17 protein-coding genes and 1 tRNA gene are annotated in these 18730 nt (G+C 38.6%); 13 read left to right on the top strand and 5 right to left on the bottom strand.

Annotated features, from left to right (window positions below; genetic code table 11):
• Nucleotides 1-6: 6 nt before the first annotated feature.
• Both UABAM_RS13005 and UABAM_RS13000 read right to left on the bottom strand, forming a co-directional pair.
• Nucleotides 7-465 carry a TspO/MBR family protein gene (locus UABAM_RS13005; RefSeq protein WP_151968438.1) on the bottom strand — a complete coding sequence of 153 codons (459 nt, stop codon included), beginning with the start codon at nucleotides 463-465 and terminating at the stop codon, nucleotides 7-9.
• Between the two features lie 64 nt (nucleotides 466-529).
• On the bottom strand, nucleotides 530-2836 hold the full coding sequence (locus UABAM_RS13000; protein WP_151968437.1) for an ATP-dependent DNA helicase: 2307 nt from the start codon (nucleotides 2834-2836) through the stop codon (nucleotides 530-532).
• 293 nt (nucleotides 2837-3129) lie between these two features.
• On the opposite strand from UABAM_RS13000, the gene UABAM_RS12995 reads away from it, so the two are divergent.
• The 3 genes from UABAM_RS12995 to UABAM_RS12985 all read left to right on the top strand — a co-directional run bounded on the left by UABAM_RS12995 (nucleotide 3130) and on the right by UABAM_RS12985 (nucleotide 7521).
• Entirely contained in the window at nucleotides 3130-4827 is a 1698-nt protein-coding gene (locus UABAM_RS12995) for a glutamine--tRNA ligase/YqeY domain fusion protein (RefSeq protein ID WP_151968436.1), read from the top strand.
• Between the two features lie 78 nt (nucleotides 4828-4905).
• The gene (locus tag UABAM_RS12990) at nucleotides 4906-5172 is read left to right on the top strand and encodes a hypothetical protein (protein ID WP_151968435.1); all 267 of its coding nucleotides are present in this window, start codon (nucleotides 4906-4908) and stop codon (nucleotides 5170-5172) included.
• 171 nt (nucleotides 5173-5343) lie between these two features.
• Entirely contained in the window at nucleotides 5344-7521 is a 2178-nt protein-coding gene (locus UABAM_RS12985; RefSeq protein WP_151968434.1) for a VIT domain-containing protein, read from the top strand.
• A 794-nt stretch (nucleotides 7522-8315) separates the two neighbouring features.
• On the opposite strand, the gene UABAM_RS12980 is transcribed toward UABAM_RS12985, so the two are convergent.
• From UABAM_RS12980 to UABAM_RS12970, 3 genes are all read right to left on the bottom strand, one after another.
• A complete protein-coding gene (locus tag UABAM_RS12980) occupies nucleotides 8316-9188 on the bottom strand; it encodes a M48 family metalloprotease (RefSeq protein WP_173013289.1) in 873 nt (290 codons plus the stop codon).
• 70 nt (nucleotides 9189-9258) lie between these two features.
• Nucleotides 9259-9804 carry a hypothetical protein gene (locus UABAM_RS12975; protein ID WP_151968432.1) on the bottom strand — a complete coding sequence of 182 codons (546 nt, stop codon included), beginning with the start codon at nucleotides 9802-9804 and terminating at the stop codon, nucleotides 9259-9261.
• Between the two features lie 231 nt (nucleotides 9805-10035).
• Nucleotides 10036-11190: a pentapeptide repeat-containing protein gene (locus UABAM_RS12970; protein ID WP_151968431.1), complete on the bottom strand. Its 1155-nt coding sequence runs from the start codon at nucleotides 11188-11190 to the stop codon at nucleotides 10036-10038.
• Nucleotides 11191-11382: 192 nt separating this feature from the next.
• Here UABAM_RS12970 and moaA point away from each other — a divergent pair, with 192 nt between their 5' ends.
• The 10 genes from moaA to UABAM_RS12920 all read left to right on the top strand — a co-directional run bounded on the left by moaA (nucleotide 11383) and on the right by UABAM_RS12920 (nucleotide 18685).
• Nucleotides 11383-12375 (top strand): GTP 3',8-cyclase MoaA, encoded by a 993-nt coding sequence (gene moaA, locus UABAM_RS12965; RefSeq protein WP_151968430.1) that lies wholly within the window; start codon nucleotides 11383-11385, stop codon nucleotides 12373-12375.
• 99 nt (nucleotides 12376-12474) lie between these two features.
• Nucleotides 12475-13302 carry a hypothetical protein gene (locus tag UABAM_RS12960; protein WP_151968429.1) on the top strand — a complete coding sequence of 276 codons (828 nt, stop codon included), beginning with the start codon at nucleotides 12475-12477 and terminating at the stop codon, nucleotides 13300-13302.
• Between the two features lie 161 nt (nucleotides 13303-13463).
• On the top strand, nucleotides 13464-14255 hold the full coding sequence (locus UABAM_RS12955; protein ID WP_151968428.1) for a RodZ family helix-turn-helix domain-containing protein: 792 nt from the start codon (nucleotides 13464-13466) through the stop codon (nucleotides 14253-14255).
• Nucleotides 14233-15141: a peptidase MA family metallohydrolase gene (locus UABAM_RS12950; RefSeq protein WP_151968427.1), complete on the top strand. Its 909-nt coding sequence runs from the start codon at nucleotides 14233-14235 to the stop codon at nucleotides 15139-15141. The genes UABAM_RS12955 and UABAM_RS12950 overlap by 23 nt, the downstream gene beginning before the upstream one ends.
• On the top strand, nucleotides 15113-15526 hold the full coding sequence (gene ruvX / locus UABAM_RS12945) for a Holliday junction resolvase RuvX (RefSeq protein WP_151968426.1): 414 nt from the start codon (nucleotides 15113-15115) through the stop codon (nucleotides 15524-15526). Before UABAM_RS12950 ends, ruvX begins: the two co-directional genes overlap by 29 nt.
• Nucleotides 15523-16098 carry a hypothetical protein gene (locus tag UABAM_RS12940; protein ID WP_151968425.1) on the top strand — a complete coding sequence of 192 codons (576 nt, stop codon included), beginning with the start codon at nucleotides 15523-15525 and terminating at the stop codon, nucleotides 16096-16098. Before ruvX ends, UABAM_RS12940 begins: the two co-directional genes overlap by 4 nt.
• A 76-nt stretch (nucleotides 16099-16174) precedes the next feature.
• Nucleotides 16175-16249: transfer RNA gene (locus tag UABAM_RS12935), tRNA-Met, on the top strand.
• Between the two features lie 90 nt (nucleotides 16250-16339).
• The gene (locus tag UABAM_RS12930; protein ID WP_151968424.1) at nucleotides 16340-17038 is read left to right on the top strand and encodes a hypothetical protein; all 699 of its coding nucleotides are present in this window, start codon (nucleotides 16340-16342) and stop codon (nucleotides 17036-17038) included.
• 116 nt (nucleotides 17039-17154) lie between these two features.
• Entirely contained in the window at nucleotides 17155-17340 is a 186-nt protein-coding gene (locus UABAM_RS12925; RefSeq protein WP_151968423.1) for a hypothetical protein, read from the top strand.
• A 10-nt stretch (nucleotides 17341-17350) separates the two neighbouring features.
• Nucleotides 17351-18685 carry an ATP-binding protein gene (locus UABAM_RS12920; RefSeq protein ID WP_151968422.1) on the top strand — a complete coding sequence of 445 codons (1335 nt, stop codon included), beginning with the start codon at nucleotides 17351-17353 and terminating at the stop codon, nucleotides 18683-18685.
• Nucleotides 18686-18730: the final 45 nt, after the last annotated feature.

The following is an 18730-nucleotide window of genomic DNA, read 5'->3' as shown; positions in this document are numbered from 1 at the left end:
TTTGTATTAATTCATGCTGACAATAGCAAAGTTGAGTGCTGCGGCAAAAGCTACCCACAAAGCGTAGGGGATTAAAATAAATGCGGCAGGACGAAAAATTTTGGCAAACATCACAATATTGATCAAAATTGTAATCCATAAAACGCAAATTTCTGCAAAAGCAAAGCCTACTTCGTTGATACCAAAAAACAAATACGACCATATTGCGTTTAGAATTAGATGCGCCGCAAAAGGTAAATAAGCCTTTAGACGTTGTTCTTTTTCAATTTTACGCCACACCATAAAACCAGAAACCGCGATGGAGAAATACAACAAGGTCCACACCGGTCCAAAAAGCCAATTCGGTGGTGTCCATGTTGGTTTGTTGAGTTGCTGATACCATTCTCCCGGACGAAAAAATATTCCACTGAGTGCGGGTAGATAACACAAAATCCAAAATGTTAGAAATGTGAGTACACTACGCATTTTGTTATTCTCCTATTTTTCTAACAGGTTTTCCTGCCAAAAATTATTATTTCAAAAGTAATCGTTATTCACGAGGGTATTTCCAGAAACTTTCCAGCAGAGCTTCGAGATGCTGGGGGTTTTGCACGCCGCGAGGGTACCAATGGTTTGGCATGGTTTCGCGGTATAGTGGTTGAATAAAGCGTCGTCCAATGAGTAGCACCACTCCCACATCTGTTTCGGTACGAATTACTCTACCGGCTGCTTGCATTACGCGATTCATTCCTGGGTAGGCGTATGCGTAGGCAAAACCATTTTCTTCCTTTTCATTAAAATGATCGCGAATTAGATTGCGTTTTGTGCCAATTTGCGGAAGGCCTACACCTACGTTTATGACACCTGATATTCTTTCGCCAACTAAATCAATTCCTTCCGAAAAAATCCCTCCTAATACCACAAATCCTACCAATGATTCGCTGTTATTTGGAGTAAAATTTTGTAAAAATTGTTGTCGATCTTCGTCATTCATGTTGCGTTGTTGTTCTAGGGTGTCGATAAACGAATACTTTGCGTGAAATACTTCGAGTACTTTGGATAAATAAACATACGAAGGGAAAAAAGCCAAATAGTTACCTTTTTTACTTTGTGAAACTACGGCGATGTAATCCGCGATGGGCTCATAGCTGAAATCGCGATAACGATATGAGGTATCAATATGTGCTGCGGTAAATAACCCTAAGTTCGCCAAGGGAAATGGTGAAGATAATTTGAGAGAGGTATCTTGTTCTTCTGCTCCCAAGAAATGGCGGCAGTAATCCATGGGAATGAGCGTTGCCGAAAAAAGTATACTGCTGGTGGCTTTTGCAAAGGACTTCGCCAACAAATCGCTGGCGTTAATACACCATAGGTATAAGTCACCACTTTTGCATTCAAAGTGCACGCGGTAATTGTCATCTAAGAATTCCGTCGCCACGCGTAAGAATGCGAGTAATGAAAAATAAAAGTCCATGAGTTCTGCGGGAATATCGTCTTTTTGGCCTATAAAACGGTCGATCTCATTGCAGGCATCCTGAACGGTTTCCAGAAATTCTTCTAGTATGTCGTCCGCGATATTTTCTTCACCATTTTTTTTCATCTGCAAAAGTGTCGTATTGATCTTGTACAGTTTTTTACCAATGGTGGGATAGCGTGTTTTTACACTGCGTCGCACTTCAAGCACATGTTTTTTTTCTATCTGTGCGGAAAACATCACACGAGCGCGATCAATTAAGTTGTGCGCTTCGTCAACTAAAAAAATGTAATTGCCACGGGTATCTTGAAAAAAACGTCGCAAGTAAACACGTGGATCAAAAGCATAGTTGTAATCGCAAATAACACAGTCTGCCCACAGGGACAATTCTAGTGAAAATTCATATGGACATAGACGATGTTTTTGCGCATAGCTACGAATCACCTGTGCATTCCAGTCGTCTAGTTGTAATATATCGTTTATGGCGTCGTTAATGCGATCGAAATATCCTGTGGTAAATTCGCAGTTGTTGATGTCTTTTGTTTCGCAGATACATATCTTGTCTTTTGCGGTAATCACGATGGATTTACACTTTAAACCACACTTGCGCATTTGTGCCAAAGATTCTTGTGGGATTTGATGGCCAGTATTTTTTGCGGTAAGATAAAAAATTTTGTCTTCTATACTTTTTATTGCCGGGTATAGTGTCGCAATAGTTTTTCCAATGCCTGTGGGGGCTTGAACATAAAGTTTTGTCCCTTCTTCAATACAGTTTACGACCGTATCTATAAGGTGTTGTTGCCCACGGCGCAAATTTTGGAACGGAAAGTTCAATGTGCAGATGGAGTGATGACGTTTTTCCAACCATGCCACTTTCTTGTGTAGCCACACAAAATACTTTTCAGAGATTTCTTGGGCGAAATCACATAGCTGTGAAAAAGAAAATTCCTTCACGAAATAGTGGGATTCATTGGTTTCCATCTGAAAATAAGTAAGACGTACCCGAATTTGTTCTATATCGTTGTCCGTGGAGTAAATGAAAGCGTACATTTTTGCTTGCGCCCAATGCACAGGATTATCCTGTATATCGTCTGCGGGAATGTAAGTCGTCTTGATTTCATCAATTAAAACGCCATCATCGTTTGTGTATATTCCGTCGGCGCGGCCTTGGACTTGTAGATGGATATTTTGCGAGATAAAAGTGTGTTTGAGGCTGACCTCGGGGATATACCCTTCGGGACTTTGCTCTTGCAGTAATGTATGTGCATGAATGGCGTCTGTTAAACGACTTTTGTGTGTAACCACATGACGTAAATCGCCACTGCGTAACACAAACTCCACAAGTTCTCGCACCGAAGTTTTTATAAAATAATTTTCAGACATAGTTATTTTTTGTTGCGAACCGTAAAAAACAGTGTATAGTTCTGTAAAAGCATATTAGGGCGTCTTTTTCGAATACGTGGCCCTAACCATGACGGTGGTTGTCACGGTAATTATAATTGTAATCGTAGAATACTAGTGATCGAAAAACAGTATCGGTCACGGTCATGGTCACGGTGACGACTACGGCTACGGTGACGATTGCGATTACGGCTTACGTGACGGCGACGATTACAGTCCTAATTGATAAAAAAATTTAAGTACCAACATTGTATATTTAAAAAGGCCCATGAGATATGAAAAAATCTAACGATTCCGCAAATGAAGAAAATTCAAAGGAAGAACCAATTCATTTTATTAAAAATATCATTGAAAAAGATATTGCGGAAAACAAAAACGATGGCAAGGTGGTGACGCGCTTTCCTCCAGAGCCAAATGGTTATTTGCATATTGGACATGCAAAATCCATTTTTTTAAACTTCACTCTTGCTGAAGAATACGGCGGAACATTTCATTTGCGTTTCGATGACACCAATCCGGAAAAAGAGGACACGGAATACGTCGAAGCAATTAAGCGTGACATCAAGTGGCTGGGATGCGACTGGGGAGAAAACCAATTTTTCGCATCGGATTATTTTGAAAAACTCTATGAATATGCCGTGACACTCATCAAAAAGGGCAAGGCATATGTATGTAGTTTAAATGCCGAACAAATACGTGAGTATCGTGGTTCATTGACAGAGCCGGGCAAAAACAGTCCTTACCGCGATCGATCTGTAGAGGAAAATCTCGAATTGTTTCAAAAAATGCGCGATGGGGAGTTTGCCGAAGGTGAGCATATCTTACGTGCGAAAATTGATATGGCTTCGCCAAACCTAAATATGCGCGATCCAGCTTTGTATCGTATTCGTAAAGTACATCACCATCGTACAGGAGACAAGTGGTGTATCTATCCAATGTACGATTATGCACACTGCACTTCCGATGCTATTGAGGGGATTACCCATTCCATTTGTACACTGGAATTTGAAAACCATCGACCATTGTATGACTGGTGTTTGGACGAAATAGGAACAGAGTGCCATCCGCAACAAATTGAGTTTGCCAAGTTAAATTTAACGCATGTCATTATGGGAAAACGCCATATGACGAGAATGGTGAATGACAAGATTGTCGATGGTTGGGACGATCCACGTATGCCGACAATCGCTGCGATGCGTCGCCGGGGATTTACAGCGCGCGCAATTCGCAATCTTTGTGAAAGAGTTGGGGTTGCGAAACGCGAAAACACCATCGAAATGGCATTACTAGATTATTTTGTCCGCGAAGACTTGAATAGTATTGCACCGCGGGTAATGGGAGTATTGAAGCCTCTGAAACTGGTTATTACCAATTACCCTGAAGACAAAGAAGAGCTTCTCGATGCGCCGAATCACCCGACCGATGAAAGTTATGGTACCAGACAAGTGCCTTTTTCCAAGGTGCTATACATCGAACAAGATGACTTCATGGAAAATCCTCCAAAAAAGTATTTTCGCATGACGGTTGGTCGCGAGGTACGTTTGCGGTATGGATACTATGTGACTTGTACGGATGTCGTCAAAGATGATAACGGTGAGATTCTCGAAGTTCATTGCACATATGATCCCGAGACAAAAGGTGGTAGTTCTGCGGACAACCGCAAGGTCAAAGCAACTATACACTGGGTTTCTGCAAAACATGCGCTGGAAGCAGAGGTGCGTTTGTACGAACATTTATTTGCTGTGGAAAATCCGTCAAAGGGTGAAATCGAGGAAAATTTGAATCCAAATTCATTGACGGTGACTAGCGGGTATTTGGAACCAAGTGTAAAAGATGCAAAGGCCGAAGATAAGTACCAGTTTGAACGCGTGGGATATTTTTGTGTAGACAAAGACTCCTCCGCAGACAAATTAGTGTTTAATCGCACGATTACCTTAAAAGATTCTTGGGCAAAAGTTAAAAAGAAAAAATAGGAATGAATTATGTCAAAAATAGTTTTTTATAACCGCAAATGAAGCGGATGCGCAAAAGCGAGAGAGTTTCTCTCGGAAGTGGATAACGAAATCGAACATCACGATGTACGCAAAGAGCCTATTAGTGAAGAACAAACGATAAAATTGCTGAAAGGCAAGAAGCTCTTCTTGGAAAAAAAAGGCAAAAGTGTAAAACGCGTAACTTCGAAAGAAGCCGATCAGGAAACCTTATTGAAAATGTTTCTCGGACGTTCAGGTACACTACGTGCCCCTGTTCTTATGGGAAAGACTTGGGCAATGGCTGGATTTGAAGAAGATACGTATCGTGAATTGTTAGAAAAATAATCAAATTTTTTCGATCCCGATCCCATTCCCGATCCCGTTCCCGATCCCAAAAAAGTTTTTCATTTTCGGGATCGGGAACGGAATCGGGATCGGGATCGTTTTTTTTTGGGAACTTTTTTTTACTGGGGTTTCTCTAAGAAAATAAAAACTTCATTTTTAAAGGAAGATATCATGAAAAAGAGTGTTATTTATTTAGCGGTGGCATTACTTAGCGCTACAGTATACGCAAGAGTAATTCCCAATATACCTAACACGACGATTCGTCCGACAATAACTCTTTTGCCTATCCAAGCAAAAACGCATACTGTTACCACCAAGATAAAAAACAATATTGCGATAACCACATTGGAAACAGAATACTATAATCCCAATAATCGCGTTCTCGAAGGAACGTATTTATTTGCGCTTCCTAAAGGTGCGTCTGTGGGGACTTTTTCTCTGTGGATCAATGGCAAAGAGATGCCTGCCGAGTTACTCGATGCAAAAAAAGCCGAAGATTTGTATGTGAGCATTGTGCGCAAAATGATTGACCCTGCTCTTTTAGAGTTTGTTGGGCGTGAGACATTTAAGATGCGCATATTTCCTTTCCCCGCAAGAGGCAGTCGCAAGATCAAGTTAACTTACCAACAGGTTCTTAGTGCCGACAACAACTTGGTACGTTATGAATACCCTCTAACTGCGGTAGGTAATGGACACAATGATACCATTCAAAATTTTTCATGCAATATCGAAATCGAAGCGCAAAATGCGATTAAGTCGGTGTTTTCACCTACTCACGACATTAAAATAAAAAAACAGGGAAAAACAGCTAGCGTTAGTTTTTCTGGCAATCATATCAATACTGACCGTGATTTTGTTCTTTATATGTCAAATTCAAATAAGCGTGTAGACCTTAGTTTTATCCCTTTTGCGAAAAAAGGTAAAAAAGGTCATTTTTTGATGATGTTATCTCCGAAAACAAAAGTGGACGCAAGTGAGATCAATGCCAAGGATATTGTATATATTCTAGATACGTCTGGCTCAATGGTTGGTGACAAAATGGAGCAGGCAAAAAAAGCTTTGCAATACTGCTTACACCAATTAAATGGTAAAGATAATTTTAATATTGTGTCTTTTTCCACCGAAGCCACGACTTACAAAGATAAATTAATTTCTGCTTCAAAGTCTAACGTGAAACAAGCTCTTGACTACGTTGATGAAGAAATCTTTGCCCGCGGAGGCACCAATTTAGACGAGGCTTTGACCTATGCTATTGATATGGCTCCAAAAAATAGCTCACGGCCTTATATGATCATTTTATTGACAGACGGAAAACCAACTATTGGAGTTACCAACGCGGAACAGATTATCAAAAAAGTGCAAAAAGCGAATTTGTCGAATTTACGTCTATTCTCTTTTGGTATTGGAGATCAGCTAAATGCAAAGCTTCTAGACCGCCTAGCAGAAGAAAATAACGGTACAAGAGAATATGTCAGTGCAAAAGAAGATATCGAAATTAAAATTTCTAATTTTGTCGATAAAGTTTCTTTTCCTGTATTAAGTGATATCAAAATTCAATTTCCATCTGTAGATGACTTGAGAATTACCGAAGTGTATCCACGCAAATTCCCCGATTTATTCAAAGGCTCAAGCATTACTTTACTCGGTCGTTTTCGCGGACATGGAGATCAGGTAATTAAAGTGAGCGGAATGATCGGTGGCGAAAACAAGGAATTTGTTTATGAAGTATCTTTCCCAGAAGAAAATACCGAAAATAGTCATGTGCCGCGTTTGTGGGCTGTACGCAAAGTCGGATTTTTGTTAGACCAAATACGTCTTCACGGTGAAAACGATGAGCTGAAAAAAGAAGTTATTCGCCTCGCGAAAAAATTTGGAATTGTAACACCGTATACTTCTTATCTTGTCGTTGAAGATGAAATAAATCGCGTCCCTACAACAACAAGGCCTGTGCCGCGCAGACAACGCGAAGGTTGGTTTGGTCGTGGAAATGCCGGAGCTGATCGTGCAATGAAATCGGAAAGTGGTAAAGATGCGGTCCAAGCTTCGCAGGATATTAAAGAGATGAAAAACGCTAAAACAGCTTACAAAAAGCTATCAGGTAAAAAAGGTAATGCCCAAAAAGTGATTCGTCGCGTTGATTTTAAGACATTTTATTTGAAAAATGGAGTTTGGTGTGACAGTGAAACCATCAATAAAGATATGTCGCAAAAACAAAGAGTTGTATATCTAAGTGACGCGTATTTTGCTTTACTTAAGAAATATCCGAAAATAGGTAAGTTTTTGGCTATTGGAAAAGAGATTGATTTGTTGTGGAATGACACTGTTTTTGAAATTCGTATGAAAAAATAGGTGGGTAAAAACAAAAAGAGCACTAACCCTAGTGCTCTTTTTTTTTGGAGTACTTTATACACAAATAAACTTATCATCCTCTCGGATTGATAATATTACTCATCCTGCATTGTTCTTAGCTATACTTCTTGTAAAACAAAACTCACAATTTTAACTCAAATCGCTCATCCCTGGTTTGTTCTACGGTTATTCCTGCATTGTTCTTTGTAAAATGGTCCAACAATTTTTTAGAAGCAACTTAGTGTGTGGCCACTTCTAAAAAATTGCTCATCCCTGGACCATTTTACGACTTATTCATCCTGCATTGTTTCTTGTAAAGCAACTTACCAGTTTTTGAAAACTGCTCATCCCTTGTTACTTTACTTTTATAATTTTGCATTTAGTTGCGTTTCGTTTGTTGCTGCTCGTGTATAAGAACAAATACCATACCAAATGACTTTTTTTTTATATTTTTTTTTGTAAATGTTATGCGTTTTTATTTGTGGATATTCTTTTAGGTTAGTAAATACTGATCTAAGAGGGGAATTTTTTTTCTTGAGAGAAAGCTCTGAAAAGTTATTGGAAATGAGACTAAACTATTCCTATTTAGCTATGTTTGTATATCTGAAATAACAAATAGACGTTTTTTCGTCGGATAATTGTCAGGTACCTGTCGTTTTCCCGTCTGTTTTGAAATAGTGTTGTTGAAATAAATGGTGAAATGGGTGAAACGTGGAGAAATTTTGGGACGAATGAGGCGTTATAAAATGAATATTTGGCAATGATCGCCAAATATTCATTATTGAAATGTAAGATTACCAGCCAGCGTTACCGCTTTGAATCCATTGTTTTGCTTGTTGTAAACGGCCAGTTTCCATAACACCGCTTGCATCACCTTGAAATTTTTCTTCTTGCATTAGTTGGTTGAAAGCTTCTCGTCGTTCTGCTGTTGTGACGTGATCACCATTTACTTGTGAATCTTTTTCACTTATGATATCGAAAACGCCAAGCATTGCTTTTGGGTCGTAGCCTGTATCGTATGCATAACGAATACCTTCCGCATCCGCTTCTAATTCTGTTTCTTTCGGAAGTGAATGGGTAAAAATGTTATTGCTTAGATCTTTGATAAAACCGCTAAAGCTTGCAAATTGTGATGGACTTCCAAAGGACGAAGCTTTCAGAGCGCCACCACCAGCTTCCACAAGACCTCCGAGTGTCTTTGAGTTTTTCATTTCGTTTAAGGTATGTCTTTTTGCGATATGAGCAATTTCGTGACCTAGAACAACCGCAAGCTGTGCTTCATTCTGTAAAGTCAATATAAGACCAGAGGTGATAAAAATAAAACCTCCAGGAACGGCATACGCATTTTTTCTGTCAGTATCTATGACTGCCACATAGTAAGGAATATCAGGGCGAGAACTATTTTGAGCGAGAACATTTACCAGTGTGTTCATGTACAGCATTAGTTCTTTGTTATTGATAGGTTCGCCAAAATCTCGTGTTGCGTATAGCTGAACACCGACAGTTTCACCTAGTATTCTCTCGTCTTCATAAGACATTTGGCTAATGGCGGAAGTAACCGCTTTTGCAAGACCAGTCGCAACATCTGCGGCTCCTGAAGCTTGTCTTGCAGTGGTACTATCAACGCCCGCTTTTCTTGCCAAGCTACTGTTTAGTGCGCTGTCCATGTTTTTTTTCATGGATTCACAAGCGACGACAAATAAGATAGCTATTGCACATGTAATTGTTATAAATTGTTTATTCTTCTTCAAATTCTTCATCTCCCGGATCAGCATAGGCCCCAATATTACCATCTTCTTGAAATTTATCTAACATCTCCGATGTTATTTTTTCTAAGTTAACACCACGCGACGTAGGTTGAGAAGCAAAATCAGCCTTGTCTGTGGTGATGAAAGACTGATGATAGTCCATAAACTTTTGGTGTTTTTCGGAAACACTTTGACTAGAAGAAAATTTAATCGCCACTTTACTTAAACCACGAACTGCGTTACCAGTTGCAACATTGTCCGCATAATTCGCTGTAAGGAGACTTTTGTCACTTTTCGGCGCTTTCTTGGATACTTTACCTTTGTATACCCATAACTTTTTCCCCTTGTATTTGACGCGGATCCACTTGCGAACTTTTTTTACTTTTTCTAGTGCATCACCGCGTTTTGCTTTAGCAGCTGTCTTTTTTTTCCTTGGATGCTTTCGCAGTTTAGCGCTTTTGGATTTCACATAAAGGTTTTCAGAAAAACCCGCGCTAGCGAAAACAAACAAAATACAAAGTACCAATAATCTCATTGCATTCCTTTCGAGTTAATGAGAACTAGTGGGTTGTGAATAAATCAAGTCATCATTATTTTCTAGTAGTTCTTTCGACTAACTGTTGCTAGTACCCGAAATTGCTCATAGAATAGTAGATTGACAACACGATCTAATAGCTTACCACATTTTTTTTCTTTTTGCAGTAAATCTTACAATTTTTTCTAAATGAATCTCAAAATGTTTTTAAAATGTTCTTGTTTTGTGATTTTATAGACCCTTATCTTTGAGTTCTTTTAGCGTTAAGAATAGTGCATCTACTCGTTGGTTGGTCAAAGAAGAGGCATTTACCGATTGCGAGAACGCTTTTTCGTCTATGGTGGGTAATTTTTGCTGTAACTCTTTGGCAAACGCTTTGTCGAAGATAGCTCTATCTAGATTACGTGCTTTATAAAAGTACTCGACTTTTAATCCTTTTGTACCGCGAAAATTTGCCCCTAATAAGTCAGATCCCACAAAGAACACATCGTGGAATTCCGAACCTTGGAAGTTGACACTACTTAAGTTGGTTTGATCAAAAAGTGAAGAGGTGATCGGGCAGTTGCGAAAAGCACTGCCGGACAGACCTGAAAATGTGAATACGGTGTTGAATATCGAAGTTTCGGTAATCTGTGTCGCTTTAATTTGACTTGCGGAGAATGCCGAAGCTTTGATGATACATTTGTGTAGATTGGCACTTTCCATCACCGCATTGTTCAAACTATTTTGATTGAACTCTAAGCCTGTGATCGCAACTTTTTTGGAGACAATACACAAAAAAGAAGAGATAAAGTCGGTAATCGCCTGAGTGTGCATCCCCAATTCCTGGAAATCTTTTTCACGTTGTAAGAACACTTCCCATTTGTTGCCCATCTCTTTTTTGAAGTTTTGCAACATGGTGTTGTACACTTCCATTGGTGTCTTGGTATTGAGTTCTTCGATTTGTTTGAAGTTGTTTTCCACTTGTTGCAAGTCTTTATCTGCCTGATCACGCCACTTTTTTAAAGGATAACGTCGAATAAAAAAGTTGCGATCTATGTCGAGTAGTTTCTGGACAATGGTGCGAAATTCACTTTTTTCTACGCGACGCAAACTGGCAACCATCGCACCCATTACATTGTAGTCGAGTTCTACAGAAGTGCGATTGATGAGGATATCAATCGCTTCGTTGTAAAAACGGTTGCCTTTTATGATAAAAGTACCAAGGTTTGTCGCGGCGGCCAGACGTTCTTCCTGGTTGTTGGACGTCAGCTTTTCAATCTCGGAGCGAAAGTTGTTGTCTTGACGTTGTTGAATAGATTGTCTGTATTGAAAAAGACCGGCCATTGCGGGGATAAACACAGCAAGTGCCCCAGTAAAAATACCAATAAGTGTAGGTATGTCCATACTGTATCCTTTTTGTTTTGTACAATAATTTGTTTCAATAACACAATTCCGATATACGGAATACTAGACGCTGTTTGTAAAATAGTATAAAATAGTTCTAGCGTTTCTGTGCTCTATGCAAACGGCACAGATTAAAAGTAGCCTTAAGGCTTATATTTCTTGTTCAAAATTTTTATTTTCTCGGTGTTCTTTATGCTAAAAGATCTTCTACAACGTCCTATTCGCACCATGAGAATTTCAGTGATTGATGCTTGCAATTTTCGTTGTACTTACTGTATGCCCACAGATAAATACGGTGCCAATTATAAATTTTTACCCAAAAAACAACTGTTAACCTTTGATGAAATGGTGCGTTTAATCTCGATTTTTACAACGTTAGGTGTCAGAAAAATAAAAATTACCGGAGGAGAACCCTTATTACGGGAAAATATTTGCCATTTTATTTCTTCTGTGTCGCAAATTCCGCAAATAGAAGATATATCTCTAACCACAAATGGCTACTTTTTACCAAGGCAAGCAAAAAATCTCAAGGATGCAGGTCTTCACAGAATTACCATAAGTTTAGACAGCTTACAACAACAAAATTTCCAAAAAATTATTGGACGTAAGTACAGTTTGGACAGAGTGCTACAAGGTATCGCGGCGGCAGAGGACGCCAAACTTTTTCCTATCAAAATAAATGTGGTTGTTATAAAAGGCTACAACGATATGGAAATTTTAAATATCGTGGAGTACTTCAAGAAAAAACACTACATCGTACGTTTTATTGAATATATGGATGTTGGTAATGTCAATGCTTGGGAAATGCGCCACGTGGTTCCTTCCAAACAAATTTTGCAAACAATACAAGAAAAATATGCCTTAGTGGCACATGGGCTACAGTATGGAGAAGTGGCGAGTCGTTACGTACATGAAGATGGAGAAGGGGAAATAAATTTTATTTCATCGGTGACCGAACCATTTTGTAGTAGTTGTGTACGCGCGCGTTTGTCTGCGGAAGGTAAATTATACACATGTTTATTTGCTTCCAAAGGGCATGATGTAAAATCAATGTTGATAAAATCCGATGACGATATACGTGACTACTTAAGCAACATTTGGCAAAAGCGCAGTGACCGTTATTCGGAAGAGCGCTCCAATACTACGAAGAAAAATAAGGTAGAAATGTATCACATTGGCGGATAAACCATCAACATTTTACTTGTTTCCCAAAGCTTACTTCCTCATAATAAAATTGGTGTAAATCGTCAAATACCAAAAAAATCACATCTTTAAGGATTTTATATGTATAAAACAACTATAATCTTAACCTTTTGCCTTATTATGCTAGTCGGAAATGTTTGGGCAGACCGTAATGTCTCACCTGGAGCATATGCAAAGGCTTGGAAAGATGCAAAAGAAAAGTATGAAGACCTAACTGGTGAAAAAAAGCCAGAACTGACCAGTAAAAAAAAGTCTTCTGGCATCACCAAAGCAGCAAAGGCCGCGGATAAAGCATACGATGGTATGGAAGGTAACGTGAACAAAAAATCATACAAAAAGTATGAGTCTGCTATCAAAAAATTACGTAAAAAAACCAAAGCGTATTTAAAAGTTTTGGAAAAAGCGAAAAAAGAATTAGATGACAAAGACAAGGAAAAAGCAGTGGATGTACTCATCGCATATGTAAAAGCGATCGCTGCTACAGCAAAAGGAAATTTAGCAACCAAAAAATCTGCTTTGAAAAAACACGATGCCAAAACACTGGCGGTAACCAATGCGAAAGATTTACTGAAAGCTACGGTGAAAAAAGCCGACATATTCATTGCAGACATTGAAGCGGCGAAAACAATCGATGAAAAAATCGCCGCTTTCAACAAAGATGTTCACACGATCTCTCGCGATATGGGGATGCAATTAAACACCTTGAAAAAATTTGGTAAGGAAAAGTTCAAAAAAGAAGCCGGAGAACTTTTTAAGATTTCAGGTCGATGGGGAAGTAACTCTCCAAGCCTTATTGACGTCAAGGACGACGCTACCGATAACGAAAAGTTAGAAGCATTCAACGAAGAGTACGACATTTTTGCACCTATGCACAAAGACATCTATAAATTTTCTAAAAAACTCAAGTAATGAACTAAGTGAATCGTAGAAATACGATTCACGCAAACCTACCATATTTTTACAAAACCAACGTATTGTACTGTATGAAATTCGTTGACTTTTCACGATGTCAAGCTACAATTATTTGAATGTAAAATTAAAAATGTAGATAAATACTGGAGACTTAAAGAATGCAAAAAATTCTCGCTATACTACTTATGACAATGCTTGTTGTTGCCTGTTCAAGCAGTGACAATGTCGAAAATAACAATGTGCAAGACACCGAACAATCCTCACAAAACAGTTCTGACGACAACGCGCAACAAAACGATGAAAGCCAAGATGCAGACAACAGCGATGCGACAAACGATGCAAATAGCGACACCTCTGCAAACGATGCTTCTGCAAACGATGCTTCTGCAAACGACACTTCTGCCAATAACGACACTGCAAATAACGTAGCTGCGAATGACACTTGGCAAAGCAATGTGGAAAATACGATGAATGACGCAGCGGATTCTTTAAACAACGCGACAAATGACGCAAATGATGCAATGAACAATGCTGCTGACTCTACAAACGATGCAATGAACAACGCGGTAGATAACACCGCGGTAAATGCCGGCGGAAGTAATTCTGTTCTTCTCATTTTAAATTTCAATGATCTAGTGGAAGAGGCAGAAAAAGCGATGATTACCAAGGCGACCAAAAACAAATGGTTTAAAGATAAACAAACTGTGGAATTAACGGAAAAAGCTTATTACGACCAATCTGCGCAATACATGGGGTCAACTATATTTATTGGTAAAGTACAACGCGCTTATGGTGAGTTTACCATGGATATTCGTACAGGTGTTGTCGCAAAAGATGACCAAGGGTACTACGAAGAACCCATCAGTAACTGGAGTGTGCGCGGTGCGCAAACAGCAGAAGAGCTGGCAAAAGAAATAAAATACGGTGATGATGTCTTTGCAAAAAAATAATATTCTGCTTATTTCTTTATTGATAACTTCCTTTGTTTTTGCACAACAGGGTAAGTTATCAATAGAAATAAACCCCAAACTAGATGCACAAAAAATTGTTCCTCACGTGCAAAAAATATATGAGAAATCGTGTAGTAATATTGAAAAAAAACTACACCTATCTCCCCCCAAACATGTGCGTATTGTCATTTGTGCATCTAACAAAGAGATGAATATTCTCTCTGGTCACAAACTACCCTCTTGGGCGTTAGGTGTTGCATTTTCGTCGCGTAGTCTCATTTTAATTAACTACAAAAATGTCGATATATTTTCCAACAGTTTACCTTCTGTACTAGAACACGAAGTTTGCCATTTATATCTGGGACAATGGGAAATAAAAAACAATTTACAGCTTCCGCAATGGTTTAATGAAGGTATTTGTGAGTGGATTTCCGGACGACTGCACATGCAACACAATACGCAAATATTTGAAAGCGCTGTGTGGGACCAACTCATACCCTTACACGAACTAAACGACGGCTTTCCCTTAAATGCCCAAAAAGCTGCTTTGGCATATGTTCAATCGCGTGACATTACCGTTTACATCGCAAAAAATTATCAAACAACTAGTATCACCCAAATCATTCACCATTACGGAAAAGTGAAAGACTTTTCAGTGGCTGTCGAAAAAGTAACCGGCATACCACTGCAAACACTAGAAAAAAACTGGATAGACTCCATTACCCCAAAATACAAATGGTTTTGGCGTTTTACACAGCTTTTTTCGCTATTTACTATAATGGCCATTTTGACTATTATTGCATATACCAAACAACGAAAGCGCAAACAGGCACTTCTCAATAGCTGGGAAAAAGAAGATGAATTTTACGAAAATATTGGGTATTGATTATGGACGCCGTCGCATCGGTGTTGCCATATGCGGCCCTTTGGGAATCGCCAATCCCCTTACGGTAATTACACGTAAAAACAACAATGTCTTTGATGAATTCGCGGAAATTATCGAAGAAAATGATGTCAGTAAAATAGTAATGGGCCTACCGAAGAATATGGACAATACCGAAGGTGAAATGGTAAAAGAAGTCAAAGAGTTCGCTCAGGAACTACAAGAAAAATTTGATATCCCCATTGATTTTTGTGACGAACGTTTGAGTAGCTGGGAAGCACAAAATTCACTAAAGCGTTTGGGAATGTCGCCCAGCAAAAGAAAAAAAATCATTGACGCCGTAGCTGCGGCACTCATCCTACAAAATTACGTGGATCAACAAAAATGACAAACGAACAACTAGAACCAAAAGATGAAGAAGCAAAAAGCGCAGATGAGGAAACAAAGAGCGAAGAAGCAAAAAACAATGAAACGAAGCGTACGACAAAAATACCTGTAAAACGCAATGCGCAGACAAAACGCACCAAAAGAAAGAAACCAAAAAAAAGTATATGGCAACGCAATTGGCTGGCATGTATCGCGGGTTTGACTATTTTTTCGTCACTGTTTTTGCCATGGATAGGAAAGACCAAAGGCTTAGCCCTAATCTGGCAGATGAAAAACGATAGAAGATTGATCGAACATCTCTACCACCCACAACAAGATTCATGGATTTTCTTTGGACACCTTGCCATCATTTTGGCGTTTGTACTGGTAGTATTTGTCGAATACTGGCGTGAAAAAGCGGGGAAATTCAGTGCATTGATTTATATGTTTTTTGCCGGCGTCATACTCGCGACGTTAGGCTACGCGCATATTGCGAATATCAAGGCTTTCGCTAGCGGAATGTGGGTTGTGATAGCTGGCGCTATTGCACTTGGGCTCTCTGGCTCTACGATGTTCTATGTGAAAAGAAGGTAGTTTTTTGGAAAATTTACAAAAATGTTCTTGACTTTGTTCGGTCTTGTGATATATTCTTCCATACAAAATAAATATAGGTGAAGTAGCTCAGTGGTAGAGCAGTGGAATCATAATCCATTGGTCGGGGGTTCAAATCCCTCCTTCACTACCAAAAAATAAAAAAGCCCTTGAATTCCAAGGGCTTTTTTTATTGCTAAACTCAATTCTCCCAATTCATTTCTCTAAACTTGATGGGGATCCTGTGAAAAATTCACAATATGTATTGACACAAATTGATCACTCTATAAAAGCAAACATTCCCAACATAAACTCTAAAATACACAGTGATGTTGGTGGTGGTTACTCCCTTCATTTTCGAGCGGACAATCAATTGTGTAAGGTCTATTTTTATAAAGAAGATACATCCCCATATGCCGCATTTTACTCCGATGGTAATTTGTTATTTGATGTTCAACTGAACGATTATGAGTTGTTGGCCAAAGTTTTACAAAGATGGGTCTGCGACAAGGCAACACCATCACAAATACAATCTGAATTTCCCTGGTTACATACCGCGACCCTTTCAGATTACTATGATCGTGACCGAGCTATTGAAAATGTATTTATGGAAAGTTGGGATTCGATTGAGCGGTTTTGTAACGAAGAATATGTACGCTGTAAATGCGATACTGTTTTGTTGCAAGATATGGTGCGTAACATGCGTAAAAGTGGCTATGATCGCCTTTTGCGTGCCGGAACAACATTGTTGTCCTTAGGACTTTCGCGTTCTCGTCGTCATGGATTGAGAGAGGGACAACCGTGTATTTGGTTTGAATTTAACGGCGTAACAATGGATGTGTATGCCTATTTTACCTCCACAGTGTTGGAAAAACATCCCATAAAATTTACCGCAGAAATTGAACAACTGTTACAAAAATTAGCAAAGTGTAAAATCAGTTAACACGCGACTTACGATGAGGTAGAAATCTGTTCAAAAAACAATTTCACCTTGAAGAAAATGGCTATGAAAACCACCAAAAATAGCTGGAAGAGTTTAGAGCAAAGTGCGAAAACAGAGTGTTTTTTATTGGCTCGAAAGATGAAAGTTTTGGTAATCAGAATTGCCAGTTGCTGGGAGATAAATTACAGATTAGAGTAGTTCCCTCCTTGGAGCGAGAATGGGGAAAATATGTCAATATACCTGTAAAGTTTAGTTATAAACAAGAAACCATCTCCGCAGCGCTAAAAAGTCAACCGTTGTAGGAATTGAGAGATGTTTAGAACAAATAGAAGTATTCGTTTTAAGTTTACCATAGCATTTGCATTGTTTGTGGCGATAACCCTGTGTATTTTTTCAACTGTGCTTTACATTTTGTATAGTCATCAGGTTCGTCAAAATATTGAAAAATCTCTTCATTTTATTGTTGAACAAAGTATAAGAAACTTTTTTGATGAACATGATAAATTTCATTTGCATACTCAAAATGAACCGGATCAATTTTCCCAATTTGTTATTTTGCAAGTGTACAAAAAGGGCAATTTATTATACTCATCTCATGATATTCCCTGGCAGAATAAGGAGTATCCTCTCCACCAATATGTCGAAATTAAAAACGGTAAAGTACTGGTTTTATCTAAACCGTTTTCAAGAGAATATACAATCCGCGCATTTTATCTACAGTCGAATGAAATTAGCCAATTAAACAGTTTGATCATTATTTTAATTGCACTGGTAATTATGAGTGTCTTGTTCTCCGTTATAGGTTCTTGGCATTTGTCCTTTAGACTTCTAACCCCTTTTCGCAAAATAGCAGAGGATGCTTCGCGCATTAGTACGAAAAACTTTGATGAGAAACTCAAATTCTCTGTGAAAAATGATGAAGTTGGCCAATTGTGCACTACGCTGAATAAGTTATTCGATCGTTTAAAAAAATCTTTTTCCACATTACAAAAATTTACCAGTAATGCATCTCATGAATTAAAAACTCCTTTAACTATTATGCGTGGAGATATTGAAGTTTTACTACGCAAAAAAAGAACACCTGAAGAATATGAACAAACTTTATTGTGCACGCTAGATGAAATAGATCGTATGTATCGTTTGATACAAGGTTTATTACTTCTGTCTCAGGCGGAAGGTGATGAAATTGAACTGGATAATTGTGAAATTTGCTTGGTGGATATTGTAGCGTGTGCGAAACACAATATTGGTAAAATACATCGAAACTCTGATATTACTCTCCATGAAACAATGGATGATTCCGTTTTTGTTTGGGGAAACTCTATCTGGATACAACAAATCATTGAAAATTTGATGAACAATGCTTTCCAAAATACACCGCAAAAAGGTGATATTTATATCAAAGTAGAACAATCTATAGAATATGCTATTTTTCATATTAGAAATTCAGGAGATGGTATTTTACAGGAAGACGCGCCTTTTATTTTTGATAGATTCTACCGAATTGTAGGTTCTGGCGCAGGAGGATTTGGACTAGGTCTTGCAATATGCAAAGCCCTGGCGGAAAAACACGGTGGCCGAATTGAGTTTTCCAGCGTTCCTCGTCAAGAAACGAAATTTTCTCTTTATTTGCCGCTAAAAAAATAGGGCGTGTCATCAATTCACCTTCATTCACTATTGAGCCCTTCTAAA

This window comes from Candidatus Uabimicrobium amorphum, assembly GCF_009002475.1.
Taxonomy (GTDB): Bacteria; Planctomycetota; Uabimicrobiia; order Uabimicrobiales; family Uabimicrobiaceae; genus Uabimicrobium; species Uabimicrobium amorphum.
This window is presented reverse-complemented; position numbering and strand designations above follow the sequence as displayed.